The 15,080-nt window shown below is 70.7% G+C and carries 17 protein-coding genes; 6 read left to right on the top strand and 11 right to left on the bottom strand.

Annotated elements, in window-relative coordinates; genetic code table 11:
- Positions 1 to 26: 26 nt before the first annotated feature.
- Positions 27 to 1,049, top strand: coding sequence for a phosphotransferase (locus ACQKM2_RS28160; RefSeq protein ID WP_427714612.1), 1,023 nt, complete (start codon positions 27 to 29; stop codon positions 1,047 to 1,049).
- Here the strand turns inward: ACQKM2_RS28160 and ACQKM2_RS28155 are convergent.
- The 6 genes from ACQKM2_RS28155 to ACQKM2_RS28130 form a co-directional block, all read right to left on the bottom strand.
- Entirely contained in the window at positions 1,046 to 2,140 is a 1,095-nt protein-coding gene (locus ACQKM2_RS28155; protein ID WP_427714611.1) for a glycosyltransferase, read from the bottom strand. The two genes, ACQKM2_RS28160 and ACQKM2_RS28155, sit on opposite strands and share 4 nt — an antisense overlap.
- On the bottom strand, positions 2,137 to 3,645 hold the full coding sequence (locus ACQKM2_RS28150) for a PIG-L family deacetylase (protein ID WP_427714609.1): 1,509 nt from the start codon (positions 3,643 to 3,645) through the stop codon (positions 2,137 to 2,139). The genes ACQKM2_RS28155 and ACQKM2_RS28150 overlap by 4 nt, the downstream gene beginning before the upstream one ends.
- Entirely contained in the window at positions 3,642 to 4,373 is a 732-nt protein-coding gene (locus ACQKM2_RS28145; RefSeq protein ID WP_427714608.1) for a glycosyltransferase, read from the bottom strand. The genes ACQKM2_RS28150 and ACQKM2_RS28145 overlap by 4 nt, the downstream gene beginning before the upstream one ends.
- Complete coding sequence (locus tag ACQKM2_RS28140) at positions 4,370 to 5,278, bottom strand: phosphotransferase (RefSeq protein ID WP_427714607.1); 909 nt, start codon at positions 5,276 to 5,278, stop codon at positions 4,370 to 4,372. Before ACQKM2_RS28140 ends, ACQKM2_RS28145 begins: the two co-directional genes overlap by 4 nt.
- On the bottom strand, positions 5,275 to 6,135 hold the full coding sequence (locus ACQKM2_RS28135) for a glycosyltransferase family 8 protein (RefSeq protein ID WP_427714605.1): 861 nt from the start codon (positions 6,133 to 6,135) through the stop codon (positions 5,275 to 5,277). The genes ACQKM2_RS28140 and ACQKM2_RS28135 overlap by 4 nt, the downstream gene beginning before the upstream one ends.
- 193 nt (positions 6,136 to 6,328) lie before the next feature.
- Positions 6,329 to 6,721, bottom strand: coding sequence for a hypothetical protein (locus ACQKM2_RS28130; protein WP_427714603.1), 393 nt, complete (start codon positions 6,719 to 6,721; stop codon positions 6,329 to 6,331).
- Positions 6,722 to 6,923: 202 nt separating this feature from the next.
- Here ACQKM2_RS28130 and ACQKM2_RS28125 point away from each other — a divergent pair, with 202 nt between their 5' ends.
- Entirely contained in the window at positions 6,924 to 8,162 is a 1,239-nt protein-coding gene (locus tag ACQKM2_RS28125; protein WP_427714602.1) for a Tat pathway signal protein, read from the top strand.
- Positions 8,163 to 8,185: 23 nt separating this feature from the next.
- Entirely contained in the window at positions 8,186 to 8,734 is a 549-nt protein-coding gene (locus ACQKM2_RS28120; RefSeq protein ID WP_427714601.1) for a GNAT family N-acetyltransferase, read from the top strand.
- 92 nt (positions 8,735 to 8,826) lie between these two features.
- On the opposite strand, the gene ACQKM2_RS28115 is transcribed toward ACQKM2_RS28120, so the two are convergent.
- The 4 genes from ACQKM2_RS28115 to ACQKM2_RS28100 form a co-directional block, all read right to left on the bottom strand.
- On the bottom strand, positions 8,827 to 9,477 hold the full coding sequence (locus ACQKM2_RS28115; RefSeq protein ID WP_427714599.1) for a MobC family plasmid mobilization relaxosome protein: 651 nt from the start codon (positions 9,475 to 9,477) through the stop codon (positions 8,827 to 8,829).
- A 117-nt stretch (positions 9,478 to 9,594) separates the two neighbouring features.
- Positions 9,595 to 10,458: a DUF2637 domain-containing protein gene (locus tag ACQKM2_RS28110; protein WP_427714598.1), complete on the bottom strand. Its 864-nt coding sequence runs from the start codon at positions 10,456 to 10,458 to the stop codon at positions 9,595 to 9,597.
- 29 nt (positions 10,459 to 10,487) lie between these two features.
- The gene (locus ACQKM2_RS28105; RefSeq protein ID WP_427714672.1) at positions 10,488 to 11,111 is read right to left on the bottom strand and encodes an ATP-binding protein; all 624 of its coding nucleotides are present in this window, start codon (positions 11,109 to 11,111) and stop codon (positions 10,488 to 10,490) included.
- 71 nt (positions 11,112 to 11,182) lie between these two features.
- Positions 11,183 to 12,076: a hypothetical protein gene (locus ACQKM2_RS28100; protein ID WP_427714671.1), complete on the bottom strand. Its 894-nt coding sequence runs from the start codon at positions 12,074 to 12,076 to the stop codon at positions 11,183 to 11,185.
- A 252-nt stretch (positions 12,077 to 12,328) separates the two neighbouring features.
- On the opposite strand from ACQKM2_RS28100, the gene ACQKM2_RS28095 reads away from it, so the two are divergent.
- From ACQKM2_RS28095 to ACQKM2_RS28085, 3 genes are all read left to right on the top strand, one after another.
- Positions 12,329 to 12,613 carry a helix-turn-helix domain-containing protein gene (locus tag ACQKM2_RS28095; protein WP_427714596.1) on the top strand — a complete coding sequence of 95 codons (285 nt, stop codon included), beginning with the start codon at positions 12,329 to 12,331 and terminating at the stop codon, positions 12,611 to 12,613.
- 120 nt (positions 12,614 to 12,733) lie between these two features.
- Complete coding sequence (locus tag ACQKM2_RS28090) at positions 12,734 to 13,051, top strand: helix-turn-helix domain-containing protein (RefSeq protein ID WP_207917769.1); 318 nt, start codon at positions 12,734 to 12,736, stop codon at positions 13,049 to 13,051.
- 45 nt (positions 13,052 to 13,096) lie between these two features.
- Positions 13,097 to 14,344 (top strand): tyrosine-type recombinase/integrase, encoded by a 1,248-nt coding sequence (locus tag ACQKM2_RS28085; RefSeq protein ID WP_427714595.1) that lies wholly within the window; start codon positions 13,097 to 13,099, stop codon positions 14,342 to 14,344.
- Between the two features lie 61 nt (positions 14,345 to 14,405).
- Here the strand turns inward: ACQKM2_RS28085 and ACQKM2_RS28080 are convergent, their stop codons facing one another.
- On the bottom strand, positions 14,406 to 15,044 hold the full coding sequence (locus ACQKM2_RS28080; RefSeq protein ID WP_427714593.1) for a restriction endonuclease: 639 nt from the start codon (positions 15,042 to 15,044) through the stop codon (positions 14,406 to 14,408).
- Positions 15,045 to 15,080 lie beyond the last annotated feature (36 nt).

Genomic DNA, 15,080 nt, shown 5'->3' with positions numbered 1-15,080 from the left:
TTCGGCGTCGGCGTACCGTGCTGGGGGTGACGGATACGACTCGAGAAGATGCTCTGACGGCAGTGCTGCCTAGCCTGTCCGACGCGTTCGGGCTGGGCGCGGTGAGTGATCGGCGGTTCCTTGCCCACGGCCTGATGAACCAGAACTGGCGGCTTGTGACCGCTGCTGGAGTGTTCGCGCTAAAGGAGATCACCGACGTTCCTCTTCCGAAGGTCCGCAGGAACCTTGCGGTCCTCCTAGACCTGGCTCGCGAGGGCATCCCCGTGCCGGCGCCGCTGAGCGCGGCCAACGGTGACCTCGTGGCGGAAGTCGGTGGTCACGGCTACTGCGTCCTGCCGTGGGTGGACGGCGAGCACCTTCAAGGGACGGATCTCCCGCTCGACCAGGTGCGCGATCTCGGTGCTCTGCTGGGCCGCCTCCACGAGGGCTTGCGGCGGCATGGTCCCGGCCCAGTCCCGGAGCAGGCGCCAGTGGCGAAGGTCCGCGATGTGACCGAGGCCGACCGTGCGGCTGCTGCCCTCCTGAGCCGCTTGCCTTCCGCTCCGGTGACGGACTTCGACAAGGCCGCCGCCGAGGCCCTGCACGGCCGCCGCGGCCTTCTCGCGCGGTACGCCGATGCCCGGCCGGCCGGCGAGGTGCCGGCCGGGCCCTGCGGGTGGACGCACGGCGATTTCCAGTACCGCAATCTGCTGCGCCGGGACGGCCGGGTGGTGGCGGTCCTGGACTGGGACCGGCTCGGTGTTCGTCCGTACGGGGAGGAGGTCGCGCGGACCGCGCAGGTGCAGTTCGGGGTCGGTGGTGCCTTCGACCTCGACCGTGTCGCCGCGTTCTGTTCCGGATACCGGTCCGTGATCGATCTGTCCGAGGGTGACCTCGCCGACGCGGTGAAGCGGCTGTGGTGGAAGCGGCTGACCGACTTCTGGCAGCTGGAGTTCTACCTCGACCGCCAGGACCCCACCTTCGGCGAGATGTTCCTGACGGACGAGGCACTGCTGAACTGGTGGACCGACCGCGCCGACGAGGTGCAGGCCGCCTACGCGGCCCGTTAGCCGGCGGCTGCTGCCGCCGGGATGAGTCCGGCGGCAGCCAGCTCGGGCAGGCACGGCCGGACCAGCGGCGCTGCCCCGGCGCGGGCCCTCGAGCGGAAGCCGGTCCGGTCGGCGGACTCGATCGCCTGCAGCCAGCCGTCCACGTCGTCGGGGTGGAGGATCACTCCGCCGTCCCTGACCGCCTCGGGAATGCCGCCGCGGGACGAGCCGATCGTGGGGACGCCGTGGAGCCCGGCTTCCACGATCACCCGGGGGAAGGCGTCCTCGACCTGGGAGGGCACGAGCAGCAGGTCGTTCGCGGCGTAGATGGGGCCCATGGCGTAGGTGCGGGGCACCCAGTGCACGTTCGGGTACGCGGTGAACTCGCTCGCCGTGTCCCACCAACCCTCGACGAGGGTGAACCGGCGGGCGGGCAAGCGGCGGATCAGCTGGTGCAGGAGGGCCGCGCCCTTGGCGGGGATGGGATTGACCATCAGCACGCCGCCGGGGCTGCCGGGGACGCGGCCGGCTGTGCCGCGCCCCGCGGCGAGGAGGGGCCCGGCGCCTTCGGCAGGCGCGAACGGCGGGTAGAAGACGACTACCTTCGTGTCGGCGTGGGCCTGGGCCCGTTCCGCGACGAACTTCGACGTGGCGAGGGCGACGTGCGGTCGGCCGTGGAGGGCGCCCATGCTGTTGGCCGAGACCGAGTGCAGCCATCCGGCGACCCGCGAGGACCGGCGGGCAAGTGCGGCGAGGTCGGCGGCCCGTTCCTGCGAGGTCACCACCAGATCCGGCCGGTCCTCGGTCAGGAGGCCCTTCAGCGTCGCTTCCACCCTGTCCTGCGGCACGGCTCGGCACGAGACTCCGTTCCACCGGTAGCGGACCTCCCCGCCGGCCTCCTCCCACACGGTTCCGTGGGCCCGGAGGTGGGCGCGCAGGTGCCCGATCTGGGCGGACCCGTTCCAGGGGGCCTCGTGGCTGCCGAGGTAGACGACCCGCCAGCCGGCCCCGACGAACTCTTCCGCCAAGAGCTGCTGGGAGACCTCCGCGCCCCCGATCAGCAGCGGTGGCGGCGTTCGTCGCCATACGAACACCACCGTCGGGCCGGTCACCGGGCACCCGCCCAGTACGTGAAGAGGGCCTGCACCACGGCGGCCGTCTCCTGCCGGTCGCCGTCCCCGGAGGCGACGGCCAACTCCGCAGTCGCCGGGCGGTGGGCCGGGCGGCAGAAATAGTCGCGGAAGTGCGTGAGGAAGGCGGGGTCGTGGAGGAAGTATTCCGGCTCGACCTCGTGGTGTCCGGCGGCCTTGCGCCGCAGGTGTAAGAGCTCGGGCGTCACGTCCAGGTACAGGGTGTGGTCGGGCCTCAGGTACGGCATCTCCTCGGCCCGCCGGGTCAGTTCGGGCAGGACGTTGAAGCCGTAGATCTCGTCCATGGCGTGGGCGTGGGCGAGGAGCGTGTCGACGGTCCGGTCCAGGACGACCAGCCCGCCGTGGCGGCGAGCTGCGTCCACGCGGTTGCCCTCGATCTCCATGAACGTCATGAACGCCATCACCTGCTCGTCTGCCGACCGGGTGGAGGGGGTGGGGATGTCCTCGCGGCGAGCGAACGACTTCACGTAGCAGGAGAAGAACAGCGCGTCCTGCATCGCCGGCACCCGGCGCAGCCGCCCCAGGGCGGAGGTCTTGCCCCCGTACGAGGGGCCTTCCAGGCCGAGAATCATCACGACCCCCCCGAGCCGGTAGAAGCGTTCCGCGAACTGGCCCCGCGGACGGCCGTCCGGGTCGGGTAGCAGGTTGGCGGCGACGGTGTGGGCGTGCCGGATCGGCCGGTACATCTTTCGCGCGGGATGCATCTGCGAGCCGTGCATGTGCAGCAGGGTCACCTTGTCCAGGACGGTGGCCGTGATGTCCTCCAGCTCCGGTTCGAAGACATCGCGTACCCGCTGTCGGAACAGCTGCTGGTCGCATCCAGACAGCCCGTAGGTGGACCAGAAGGCGGCGTCCTCCCAGAACCACCGGCAGCCCAGGCGGCGCGCCGCCTCGTGGACGGCGAGGTGGTCCGGGTGGCGCGTAACGGCGGCCGGGGCGAGCAGCTCCGCGTCGTCCATCCCGTCCAGCACCTCGGCGAGTTCGGAGGTGATCCGGTCCACCTGGGCGGGCTCGGGTGCCCGATAGGGCTTCTCGGCGTCCTTGTGCCCCAGGCCGACCCGGGCCGCCCCCAGGGGCAACAGGGACTGGGCGGCTTCGCGGTCGCGGAGTCCGGAGACCGTCTCCACGCTGTTGTAGGTGCTTTCGAGGGAGGGATGGACGCTGCGGGAGCGGGTGAAGACGGTGACCACGGTCAGCGGTCGGGGACGGGCGAGGAAGGTTCCGGAGGCGGACAGGACGAAGTCGTCGTGGTGGGGTTCGATGACGACCACCGGCCGCCCGGACGGCTTGCGCGGCTCGATCCAGTACGGCGCGAGGGTCAGCGGCGCCGTCAGCGTCATGATCTCCTTCGCCTGGGTCAGGGAGTCCATCCAGGACCGGTGCGCGGTCAGGAGGTCGGTGGGGAAGGTGTAGATGCCGTCGGCGTCCGGCAGAGGAAGGCGGGTCACCTGGGGTTCTCCGATCATCGGACGGTGGTGGCGTACCAGTTGCGCCAGAAGCGGGGCGAGGTCAGGCCGAGGCGGACGACCACGGGGTTCTGCCACCAGAGCATCCGGGCCGTGGACCAGGCGTCGTAGCGGCGGGTGGAGGGCCGCACGCGGAGGTCTTCGAGGACCGCGACCGGCCCGCCCGTGCGGCGGCCGTAGGCGGTCAGGCGGGCGAAGAACTCCATGTCCTCGCTCATGAAGTAGTCGGGGCGGTAGCCGTGTACTGCCTTGAAGGCGTCCAGGGTGCAGAACTGGTTGACGCCTTGGGCGCCCCCGTGGCGGGCGCGGTGGTGGTCCCAGTAGGCGCAGAGCAGGCGGGCCCCGAACCGGGCGGGGGTGTAGAGCGGTGGGATCGCCCCGCCGACGGCTCCGGCATCCATCGCGGCGACGGCGGCCGTGATCCCCTCCAGCGGCAGAGCGACGTCTGCGTCGACGAAGAACAACATCCGACCCTCGGCCTCGCGGGCTCCGGTGTTGCGGGCCAGGCCGATGCTTCGGACCTGCTCCGTCACCACCCTGGCTCCCAGTTCCTTCGCGACGGTCGCGGTGCCGTCGGTGGAGGCGTTGTCCACGACGATCACCTCCCCCACGAGGCCGGAGAGGGCTTCCCAGGCCCGGAGGGAAGCGAAGACGGTGGGCAGATAGCGGGGCAGGTACTCGGCCTCGTTGTAGGCGGGGATGATCACCGACAGATCGGGGTCGGTCACAGCTCGGTCCTTCCTGATTGCGGGGACAGGGCAAGGTGCAGGCGGGCCGCCCAGGCGTCACGGTCGCGGCCTTCCCGGTGGGCGGCATACGTCCAGCCGCGTACGGCCTGGAAGGTCACGTAGGCGTCCAGGAGTCGGGTGTCGACGGGCCGTCCGTAGGCGGCGGCCACGAACAACCGGTCGGACGGCTCCAGGGCGTCGCAGGTCACGAGGGTCTGGGCGAGGTCGTACTCGGGGACCTCCACGGTCGCGGCCTCGAAGTCGACGAGGTGGTCGGGGAGGCGGGGCTGGCCGTATTCGCCGATGGTGAGGCGTCGGTCGCCTCCGCAGATCACGTTCTCCAGGTGGAGGTCTCCGTGGCACCACACGAGTCGTTCCAGTCGTGCCCCGGCCGCGATGACCTCCAGGGCGGGAGCGAGCCGGACGAAGACCTGCTTGGGGCAGTGGGCGGCCAGAGCGCTGACCTGCTGGCCGATGCCTGGCGCCAGGGGGACCCCGGCCGGGGCCTTGACGGTATGGAAGGCAGCCATCAGCAGGGCGAGCCTCAGCAGTGCCGCCGGACGCGGCATCTGCCCGGCTCGGACGGCATCCCCCAAGGTGCTCGTTCCGGCATCGGTGGTGACCAGGGCGGAGACGGTCAGGCCGGGAACCGGTCCGTACCCGATCACGGTCGGCACCCGCACCCGCCGGGCGGCGGTGACGGCGGCCAGGAGGCGGGCCTCATCGACAGCGCCGTGGGTGCCGTCGACCGCGAACAGCTTGACCACCACCGGGCGGCCGTCGGCGAGACGGACGCGGTAGACGGCCGTTTTCGGTCCGTTGCGGACGCGGACCGTCTCGGCCGGAGCCGACCCAGCCAGTTCCGTGCAGGCCCTCTCTACTGCCAGGACCGTGCTGCCAGTCACAGTGCACCTGCCCTGGCCAGGTGCCGCAGCGTGCGGTGCATCTGCTGCCGGTAGGCACGCACGTCTTCCGTGCCGGGGCACGAGCGCTTCCACGGCTTCTGGCCCCCGACGAAGTGCACCACGTGCCCGTCCCGGCGGGTGACTGGGCGGCGGAGGACCCGGCGGACCCAGTCCCCCCGCTCGAGGAACCGGTCCACCTCGAACCGGTTGAACAACGGCCCGACCGGGTGCGCGATCCCGGAGGACAGCAGCCACAGGTTCAGGGCGCACTGATCGTTGTGCTTGATGTACTGCCGCCCGCGGACCAGGGCCTGCTGGACCCCGGTCCGCATGGGGGCGAGCATCGTGGCAGGGACCCACAGCATCCCGGCGTTGAAGTAGGTGCGCCCGACCAGGTGGGGCCAGCGCTCCGCGACCCCGGGCAGTGCCGGGCACTGCCCGATGGCCGGGTTGAACTCGTCCTGCACGGCGCCGATCCGGTCCGCAGGCAGACCGTCCAGAGGCGCGGAGACGTCGGCGCGTACGTGGACGTCGGCGTCCACGTAGATCAGGAAGGGCCGGTCGAGGAAGCCCGGGGTGAATCCGAACCTCAGGTAGGTGGCGACCGAGATGTAGGCGGTGTCCGCCATGACGCTCTCGGGCGGCGGGGCCTGCCAGCGCAGGTCGAAGGAGCCGAACCCGCAGCGGCGGGCGAAGGACTCCATTACCGCGGCCTGCCCCGGGGACAGGCCGTTGGTCAGTACCCGTACCGCGCTCTCGCGGCGGTCGGCCACCGGCAGGTGGTCGGCGACCGAGCCGAGCGTGACCAGGGCGGGTAGCAGGTAGCGGGCATCGACGCACATGCCGATCGCGTACACGCGGGTGCCTCCAGGGCGAGGTTGGACGGGACTGGCCGACAGGGCCGGGGCATGGTGGCCGGCTCCTCGCCCGTATCCGGGGGAGCCGACCCGCCTCACCGGTGTCGGCGAGGTGCTGCGGTCACCTGCTGCGGCCGGGCAGGTGGAGGGCTTCCGGCACCGGCGCCCCAGGCAGGCCGGCGCCGGAAGCGGTTCAGGCAGGCCGCAGGAGGTCCGTGTTCCGGGCGAGGTGGGCCACGGACTTGGCCAGCAGCCGCAGCGCTATCGCCGGATCGCTCCCGCAGTCCCGGGCGACCTTGCGGGCGAACTGCACGGTGCTGGCAGCGATGTCCTTCTCCCGGCTCTCCGGCAGCAGGTCCGCGTACTGTTCGGCCGGCACCGCGAGGGTGTGGATGCGCAAGCGCAGCCGCTCCCGCAGCCGTACGGCCGCCTCCCCGGCCGGGTGGTGGTCGGCGAGGGTGAGGGCAGCCTCGACGTCCCCGGCCACGGCGGCGGCCGCAGAGGCGATCACGGTCTCCTGGTTGGCGGAGGTGGCCGTGGGCACCTCGACCGGGGCTGTCGCCACTTCGTGCGCGAGTACGGTCACGATTCCGCTCCCATCCGCCTGCTGCCGGTTCGGCTGTGCGGACAAGTAACCCGTGTCCGAGCCGTGTTGGACATGACGAATCCGCTCGCAGCTACTCGCGTGACCACTGACGAAAAGTCCCGACCTGTGCTACCTCGGATGGCGGCCCCACCCCTACCGTGACTGCATGGTGCGGAAGCGGAACGCGGAATTAGAGACGTGGATGAAGGAACACGGGCTCAGTGCGGGCGCTCTTGCCGAGCAGGTCAACGACGCCATGGCGGACCTCACCGGCCACCGCGGCGCCGTCACCGAACGGACGGTATACCGGTGGCTGTCGGGAGAGAACCGCTCGCCCCAGGACCGCCAGTGGCAGGCCCTGGAAGCCGTTTCCGGGCTTCCGGGGACCGACCTGGGGTTCGTGCCCCGTGCCCGCCCCCGCCCCGCAACGCCCTCAGCACGACTGGAGGACCCTGTGCTTGGCCGTCGAAGCTTCATCTCCGTAGCCACCGGCGCCGCCGTCGCCGTGTCCACCGGAACCGCGACCGCAGCCCCCCGACCCACCGTCGGGCACTCCGACGTCGACCGTCTGTACGTTCTCCTGGCCGAACTGTGGCTCCTGGACGACCAGAACGGCGGCGGTCCCGTTCTGGAGAAGCGTGCCGCCGACCTCGCCGCCCGTACGCTCAGCCTCCAGCAGCACGGCTCCGCCAGCCAGCGCGTCCGCTCCCGCCTCTATGCTGTCGCCGCGTCCTTCACGGCCTTCGCCATGTTCTCCGCCATCGACGCCCGCCGGCTGGGGGAGGCCCAGCGCTACCTGGAGCAGTCCGTCACCCTCGCAGGGCTTTCCGGAGACGGTCAGGTCCAGCACCAGACCTGGCGGTACGCCGCCATGCTCGCCGGACAGCGCGGCCGGTACGCCGACGCCCTTGCCGCGGCCGAAGCCTGCACCGGTACCCGGGCGCACCGCACCGACCCCCTCTACGCCTCGCTGACCCACTCCCGCATCGCCCTGACCGCCGCCAGTCTCGGTGACAAGACCCGCGCCCTCCGAGCCCTGGACCGGGCCCACGGTGCCTACGACCGAGCCGATCCCGCCGAGGCCCGTCCGTCCTCCGTCGCCTTCTACACCCGGGGCGAGCTCCACGGCCTGACCGGCATCACCCACTACCGGCTCGGCGAGGCGGAGAAGGCCGAGTTCCATGCGCACCGGTGCATCGCGGACCTCCGCGACGACCAGCACCGCAACCGCGCCTACTACCTGTCCCAAGCGGCCCTCGCGCAGGTCGCGCAGGGGGACGTGGAGCAGGCCGTGGCCACCGCCACCCGCGTCATCGCCCCGACCGGCGCTGACGCGGGCCGGGTCCCCCACCTCCTTGGCAGCTTCACTTCCGCACTCAACCAGGCGGCCCCCAAGTCCGCTGTCACCCGCCAGTGGAACGACCGCACCCGCACTGCCTGAACCCGCACGCGACAAGGAGCACCATGCCCACCCCGGAGATCACCCTCCACCGCTACGGCACCGACCAACTGCCCACCATCCGCCCCACCCTGGTCGGCGTGTACGCCGAGGTGTACGAGAAGGAGATCGGCGAGGACCCGTTCTTCTCCGTCGACCGCTTCGAGGGTCGTCTCACCGGCCACTCCTCCCGCCCGTCCTGGGAGGCCGTGGTCGCCTACGACGGTGGCGAGGCCGCCGGCTACGCCTACGCCGCGACCCTGCCCCAGGACACCGGCTGGTGGGCCCACATGCTCCAGCCCCTCCCGGAGGCGGACACGACCGAGGACGGCACCCGCACCCTCGCCCTCTTCGAGATCATGGTCCGGTCTCCCTGGAGGGGCACGGGCCTAGCGCACCGGATCCACGAGGAACTGTTGGCCAGCCGCACCGAGGAGCGCGTCACACTGCTCGTCGAGCCCGGACACCCGAAGGTGAAGGCCATTTATGAGGGGTGGGGGTATCAACACATCGGCGACCAGCAGCCATTCCCCGACGCTCCGGTGTACACCACCATGCTCCGCGTACTCAGGTGAGGCAGCACATCTGCGGGGCGATCCTGACGCCGGGGATGGGAACCCTGGGCGTCCTCCCGCGCTCGTGGATTCCGGGGTCATGATGGCGAGTCTTAGCAGTCGCTGAGGAGTTGATCGGTGGCGTCCTGGACTCGGGCTGTCGCCCGGCGGACCGAGTCGAGTACGGCGTTGATTTGGGCGTCGGCCGGCTGGACGCCTGAATTGACGGCGCGGGTCAGCTGGTTCAGGTTGTTGCCGATCTGACCGAGTTGCCTGCGGGCAGCGAACAGCTCGCTGACGGTCTCACGGCGCCCGGCGATGGCTGCGGCGCTGTTGCCCGGGTCGTGGGCTGCGCTGAGGGCCGCTCGGGCGAAGAAGCCGGCGACGGTGCACCCGACGGCCTTGGCGGCGGTCACGACGAGCGCGTGCTCGTCGTCGTTCACGCGGACGCTGCACACTTTGGAGCGCTGGGGGTGCTTGTGGTGACGGCGTCGTGTGCGGGGCGCTGGAGGGGCAGCGGAGGTGTACGTGGCTTCGCACGCAGGCTGTTGCTCATTCCCCGGCTGCGTCCGTCCCGCGGTCGCAGCCTCCTCGTCAGGCGTCCCCCGGCGCCGGACGAGGCTCCGTCCCCCTGGGGCGGTGAGCCCTTTGGACACTCCGCCGATGGTGGAGTGTCCAAAGGGATAACTTGCTCCGTCTCGGGCTTGAGTAGGGGCCGCCTGCTGGTGGTCGTGGGGACTCGTGGCAGTGGGGTCGTCGTGCATGAAAGTGCCTCCTGTTGGCCGGGCTGCAACGGCTTCGGTGCTGAGGGGCTGTGGCGTACGAACGCCGGCTCGACCCGCGACGGATGCGCTGGTGAGCAGCGTGACTTCGGACGCGGCTTACGCGGCGTCGGCTCTGCCGCTGTCGAGTTCAGCCTGGACCTGCCGGGTGATCTTGTCCCGGCGGTCCCGGCCGATGGAGAGGCCGCGGGCGCGGACAACCGTCTCGATGTGGCGGCTTGACGCGCGTCCATCGCGTCCGAGGGGGGCGGTGAGGGCGATGGTGAAGAGCTCGTCGTCGGTGGCGGCGGGCTTGCGACCGGTGCGCTTCTTCGGCGGGACGTGGGCTTCCGCCACTTGGTCAGTCTCTTCCGCCACATCGGCTGATGCGCCCTGTACGGCGTCAGCCGGAGTGGGGCGGTCACCCTCCCGGCCCTCGGGCCGTTCCGGGTCCGGAAGCGGCGCTGTGGCGGAGTGCGCGCGGGGACGATCCAGGTCCGCGGGATGCACTGTGGTCTCTCCTGCCGGAAGGCAATGGTGGTGGGAGTCGTCGGAGGCGACGTGGCGGTGGATCTGCCGCATGAGGACGCCGAAGGCGAAGAGCGCGGCTGCTGGTGGGACAGCGGCGACGACGTAGTCGAGGGCCGGGGTCGGGGCGCCGTCGGTCCTGCCGACGCCGGCGACGTTGAGGGCGATGGAGCCCAGTGATCCGGCAGCGGTGAGGGCTATCGCCCACCCGTCGGTTTCCCGGCGGAGGCTGGCGCGGAGCATGAGCACTTCCCCGGCGACGATGAAGGCATCGAGCGTTGCCGGCCACGCCCACTGGCGGGCTGGGGAAGCGCTGAGGCCGTGCTGCCCCGCGACTTCGGCGAGATGCGCGTAGGAGAGCCAGAACCCGGCTGCGGTGAGCGCGACTATGACGCAGCCTGCGACGGCCAGCGCGTACTGCTCAGCCGTCTGCGCGCGGTGGGAGGTGGTGGTCAAGCGGGTGGTGCTCCAAAGGGTGGGCGTGTTCAAGCGGCAGGGGAGGTGCGGCGGCGGTCGGCGCCGTCGAGGACGACCCGGTGGGTCATCTTGGAGAGGCGGGAAGCGACGCGGTCGCCGAGGGCGGTGCGGAGCTGGGGGATGGGAAGGTTGGTCGTGAGCAGGGTCGGGCGCAGGTACTCGTACCGGTGGTTGATCAGCCGGTAGGTGAGCTCCTCCGTCCACTCGCTGCCCTTGGCGGCGCCGAGGTCGTCCAGGAGCAACAGCGGGCAGCGGGCAAGGGTGTACAGCTCACGTTCCGCGTCGAGCCCTGGGCGCGGCCTCAGGCGGGCGTACAGGTCAGCGGCTGTGACCGCCTCCCAGCGCAGGCGGACGCCGGCAGCGAGCAGGGCACGGACGGCCCCGTAGGCCTGGTGGGTCTTGCCGGTGCCGGTGGGACCTGCGATCAGCAGCGACGGGCCCTCTGCGATGCCCCGCGTCCCGCTCGGGCCGGGGCGCCCGGCACGCGCGATCTCGTCCACCCAGGCGGTGACTTGGGGGTGATCGGCGCGGGCGTGCCGGTATCGCGGAGGGATCCGGGCGTCGGCCAGTTCCAGTGCGCTGACAGGCTCGGGCGTGGGCTCCGGTTCCTCCGAGCCGATGACGGGGGCCATCCCCCGGCGGGCCAGGATGCCCGCCACGGCCCGGACGGCCTGACCGGAGGGCTGGGGCAGGGTGGTGGCGGTCAGAGCGCACCCCAGTAGGCAGCGGCGACGTCGGTGGGGTTGGTCCAGGGACGGTGGGTGACGGCGGTCGTGGGCGCCCCCGCGTTCATGACCTCGTGCACGACACTGGCCAGGGTCTTCGGGTGAAGGCCCTTGGTCCGCTGGCGGTCCAGACCGGCTCGTACGTGGGCGGGGTCGATGCCCTCGGCGAGGAGCTTCGCGGCTTCCCGTCCGAGTTGTCCGAGCACGCTCGCCGGTGGACGGTGTTCGCAGGCCGCGGTGTACTCGGTGACGAGGTCCTTCGCCGAGACGGTCTGGGGCGCGGGGGCGCTCGCGCCCCCCAACGGGGTAGTTCCTAGTTCCCTGTTCCTAGGTCCTAGATCCGGACGCTGAGGGCTCACGTCAGGCTCCGTGAGCCCTTCCTCAACCGGCTGTGAGGGCTCACTGAACTTCCCTTGACCTGCAGATTCTCGGCTCACGGCAGGCTCCCTGTCTGCTGCCTGACCCGTCCTGGAGGCCTCCGTGACGGCTCCGTGCACCGGCAGTGAGGGCTCACGCGGGACGCCGAGGTCGTGGTGCGGGCAGGACGGGATCCTGCTGATGCTGGGGCGGTTGATCTTCTGGTGGAGGGCGAAGGCGACGACGTGCAGGTATTGCCTTCCGTCCTCGCCTTCGTAGCGGCAGATCAGGCCGGCCGCGTCGAGCTGCGTCAGATCCTCCTCGACCTCCACCGGGCCGTGTTCGCGGCGTAGCGACCACAGCTGTCCGGCGATGACGGCGGCCTGGTCGCGGATGCGGCCCTTGTCGTCGGCTTGGGTGAGCAGGCCGAAGAAGGTCCGCTCGGCGCTCAGGGACACGGCCGCCAGGGACTCGGAGGCGAAGGCCTCGGGCTTGATGGTGCGGATACGGGCGATGGAGATCGACCGCCTTTCGAAATCGGGGAAGGGAACCGGCCGGGCCGGGGTGCGTGGACAACACAGCCACACCCCGGGTCCAGAAGTCCAGACTTGGCTCAAGTAGCCATGAAAGGTTTTCCGGTCGCACGACCGTAAACCCGAAACGCCGGTTGGCGAAATCGCCCGCGATATTCACCGTCGGCACGGGATCGCTCACAGCAGACGGGGAATACCTTCCCGAACCTCCGGCGAGCAAGCTACAACACACCAATGCCGCCACGCCCTCTCGAAATCGGACCCGCCGGACGCGCCGCCGCCCACGCCATCGAACGCACCCGCGTGGCCCGTGGCTACTCCCAGCGCCAGCTCGCCGCCCGGGTCACCGCACTCGGTCGCCCCATGACCTTCACCGCGCTCTCCCGCATCGAACGCACGGTCCGACGCTGCGACATCGACGACCTCATCGCCATCGCTGCCGCCCTCGGAACCCCTCCGCAGATCCTGCTGGTGACGGCGCCGATTCACCCGGCTCCGGCCGGGGTGGGCGGAATATAGCCGACGATCCCCGGTTTCCGAAACCGGGGATCCTCCGGACCATTGGTGGTCCTGGACGTCTTCGTCACCCATGGGTGGCAGGGCGCTTTCATTCCCTTCTTCTGCTTTAAGGATTCTCGCTTGTCTTCTATCGACCCGCTCTCCTTCGTCAGCGCTGCCACATTCCGCCACCGTCCGGCTATCGGTCGCGCGTTTCTTGGTGTGCATGACGCAGCTGAATATCTCGGCATTTCACCCAAGACGCTTTACGTCTGGCGTCACCGGCGCCAGGGTCCGCCGAGTTTCCGCATGGGTGCCCGCGGGCGAGTGACGTACCGGATCGATGCGCTCGATGCCTGGATACGGGAGCAGGAGCAGGCGGATTCCCGATCCAACCCAGCCCTCAACCCCGTGAGCGCCGCACCGCAGCGGCGCGCCGCCTACTCGGCAACCGTCTGACGCCTCCCGGCCGCCCCTCCCGACCCCCTACCTGCAAGGAAGCACTTGGCCGGCTACATCGAAGACCGCTGGATCAACAAGAAGAAGGACCCCGTCACCGGCAAGCGCGAGCGCACAGCCCGGTACGGAAAGGGCAGCCGGTACCGGGTCGCGGGCATCCCGGGTGTCCGGGGCATGTCGTTCGACACCCTGGAGGACGCCAAGGCGTGGCTCCGCAGGGCCGGCACCGACAGTGAGCGGGGCGAGTTCGTCGACCCGCGCGACGGCTCCATCACCCTCGCCGACTACGTCACGCGCCACTGGCAGGCGGGCGTACGAGGCGCACCGGGCACGGTCAAGCGGGTTGACGAGCGCGTGCGCCTCCACGTCCTTCCACACATCGGCGAGGTGGCGCTGCGGGACGTCTCCGCGTCCGTCCTGCGCGGCTACATCGCCACGCTCGAAGGCGAGTGCGCACCGCGCTACGCCCGGCAGATCCTCACCACCCTCTCGAACGTCTTCGAGACGGCGATCGACGACAAGCGCCTGGTCCGCAACCCGATGCGCGCCAAGTCAGTGCGCTGGCCGAAGGCTCCCGAGGACCAGCGGGAGGCGTGGCTGCTGGAGACCGCGCAGCGGGTGCGGGACGTCATCAACCAGCGGTACCGGATCGCCGTCGTCGTCGCCCTCGGGTGTGGGCTGCGCCAGGGGGAGGTCTTCGGGCTATCGCCGGCGGACGTCGACTTCGAGCGCGGCCTCATCCGCGTCCGCCGACAGGTCCAGCTCCTATACGGGCGCCTGTACTTCACCCTTCCCAAGGGCGGGAAGACCCGCGTCGTCGACATGCCGCCTTCGGTGGCCAGCGCGCTGCGCACACACTTCCTGCAGCATCCGGCTGTTGAGGTCGAGCTGCCCTGGGGCGGCCCCGAAGCCGATCGGGAGAAGCGCTCCTTCCCGCTGGTCCTTGCCACGACCTACGGCAACGCGATCCGCGCCAACATCTTCAACGACGAGGTGTGGAAGCCCGCCCTCGCGAAGGCCGGAGTGATCCCCGTGCGGGAGAAGGGCCAGCGCTGGAAGGCGTCCCGGAAGGACGGCTTCCACGTACTCCGGCACACCTACGCCTCCGTGATCCTCGAGGCGGGCGAGTCCGTGGTCACCCTCGCCCGGTGGCTCGGTCACTCCAGCCCGACCATCACCCTCGACCACTACGCCCACTTCATGCCCGAGGCCGGCGGCAAGGGCCGCGCGGCAGTCGATGCGCTGCTCGGAGTGGCCTTTCAGTACGTCCCGGAAGACCTTGCCCTTGCCTGAGAACGGGTGGCACAGCTCATGCTGTGCCACCCGTTCTCGTTGGCGGGTCACGCGCTGAGTCTCATGCCGCTCGACGCCAGGGCAGGCGGGAGCGCCGCGCGGGCAGCCCGAGCAGTTCGTGTAGGGCCCTGCCCTTGTGGGCCCATTGGTCGAGTCGATCTCGGTCGATCCAGTGGACTCCGTGGCGGACGCCCCAGGCCATGGCGTCACGCGTGAAGGAGCCGTTGGTGACGACGACAGCGTGGTCCGCCTTGTGCGCGGGCCCTGCCGTGCCCTTCACCTCGTACATCACCGACGAGCCGACCTTGCCGCCGACGCGGGTGTGCTTCGCCTGCACCACTATCCGTCCGAGGGGGATCAGGACGCCGATCACGTCCGCGGCCTGGTCCCCGCCCCCGCCCACCTTCCTGGCCGCCCAGCCGTCGCGGACGAGGAGGTCGCGCAGCGCGTACTCGAACTGCTGGTCGTCCATCGCGTCCAACTCGGACAAGGTGATGCGTAGACGGGCCAGCCTCTCGCTGTCCGCGCGATGCCGACGGGAGCCCCGTACCCGGAGGCAGGCCAAGCCGACGGCGAGGGCGAGACCGATCAGGACGAGCACCGGCCAGGCTGCGGCGACCCTCGTGAGGAGGCGCGATGCGGCCTGTGCCAGGGCGACCGTGAGCGCGAGGGCAACGGCTGCTGCACCCAGGAGGTCCACGGTGTTGCGCGGTCGCCACCGGACGCTTCGCCGCCG

This window comes from Streptomyces sp. NPDC004126 (genome assembly GCF_050275515.1).
In the GTDB taxonomy this organism is placed as follows: Bacteria; Actinomycetota; Actinomycetes; order Streptomycetales; family Streptomycetaceae; genus Streptomyces.
The sequence above is the reverse complement of the archived record's forward strand: the minus strand, read 5'-3'. Positions and strand labels throughout refer to the sequence as shown.

Bases quoted from the DNA above. Each gene is read 5' to 3' on its own strand.
- ACQKM2_RS28150 (WP_427714609.1), bottom strand. From the start codon at position 3,645: ATGATCGGAGAACCCCAGGTGACCCGCCTTCCTCTGCCGGACGCCGAC.
- ACQKM2_RS28125 (WP_427714602.1), top strand. From the start codon at position 6,924: ATGAAGGAACACGGGCTCAGTGCGGGCGCTCTTGCCGAGCAGGTCAAC.
- ACQKM2_RS28120 (WP_427714601.1), top strand. From the start codon at position 8,186: ATGCCCACCCCGGAGATCACCCTCCACCGCTACGGCACCGACCAACTG.
- ACQKM2_RS28115 (WP_427714599.1), bottom strand. From the start codon at position 9,477: ATGCACGACGACCCCACTGCCACGAGTCCCCACGACCACCAGCAGGCG.
- ACQKM2_RS28105 (WP_427714672.1), bottom strand. From the start codon at position 11,111: ATGGCCCCCGTCATCGGCTCGGAGGAACCGGAGCCCACGCCCGAGCCT.
- ACQKM2_RS28095 (WP_427714596.1), top strand. From the start codon at position 12,329: ATGCCGCCACGCCCTCTCGAAATCGGACCCGCCGGACGCGCCGCCGCC.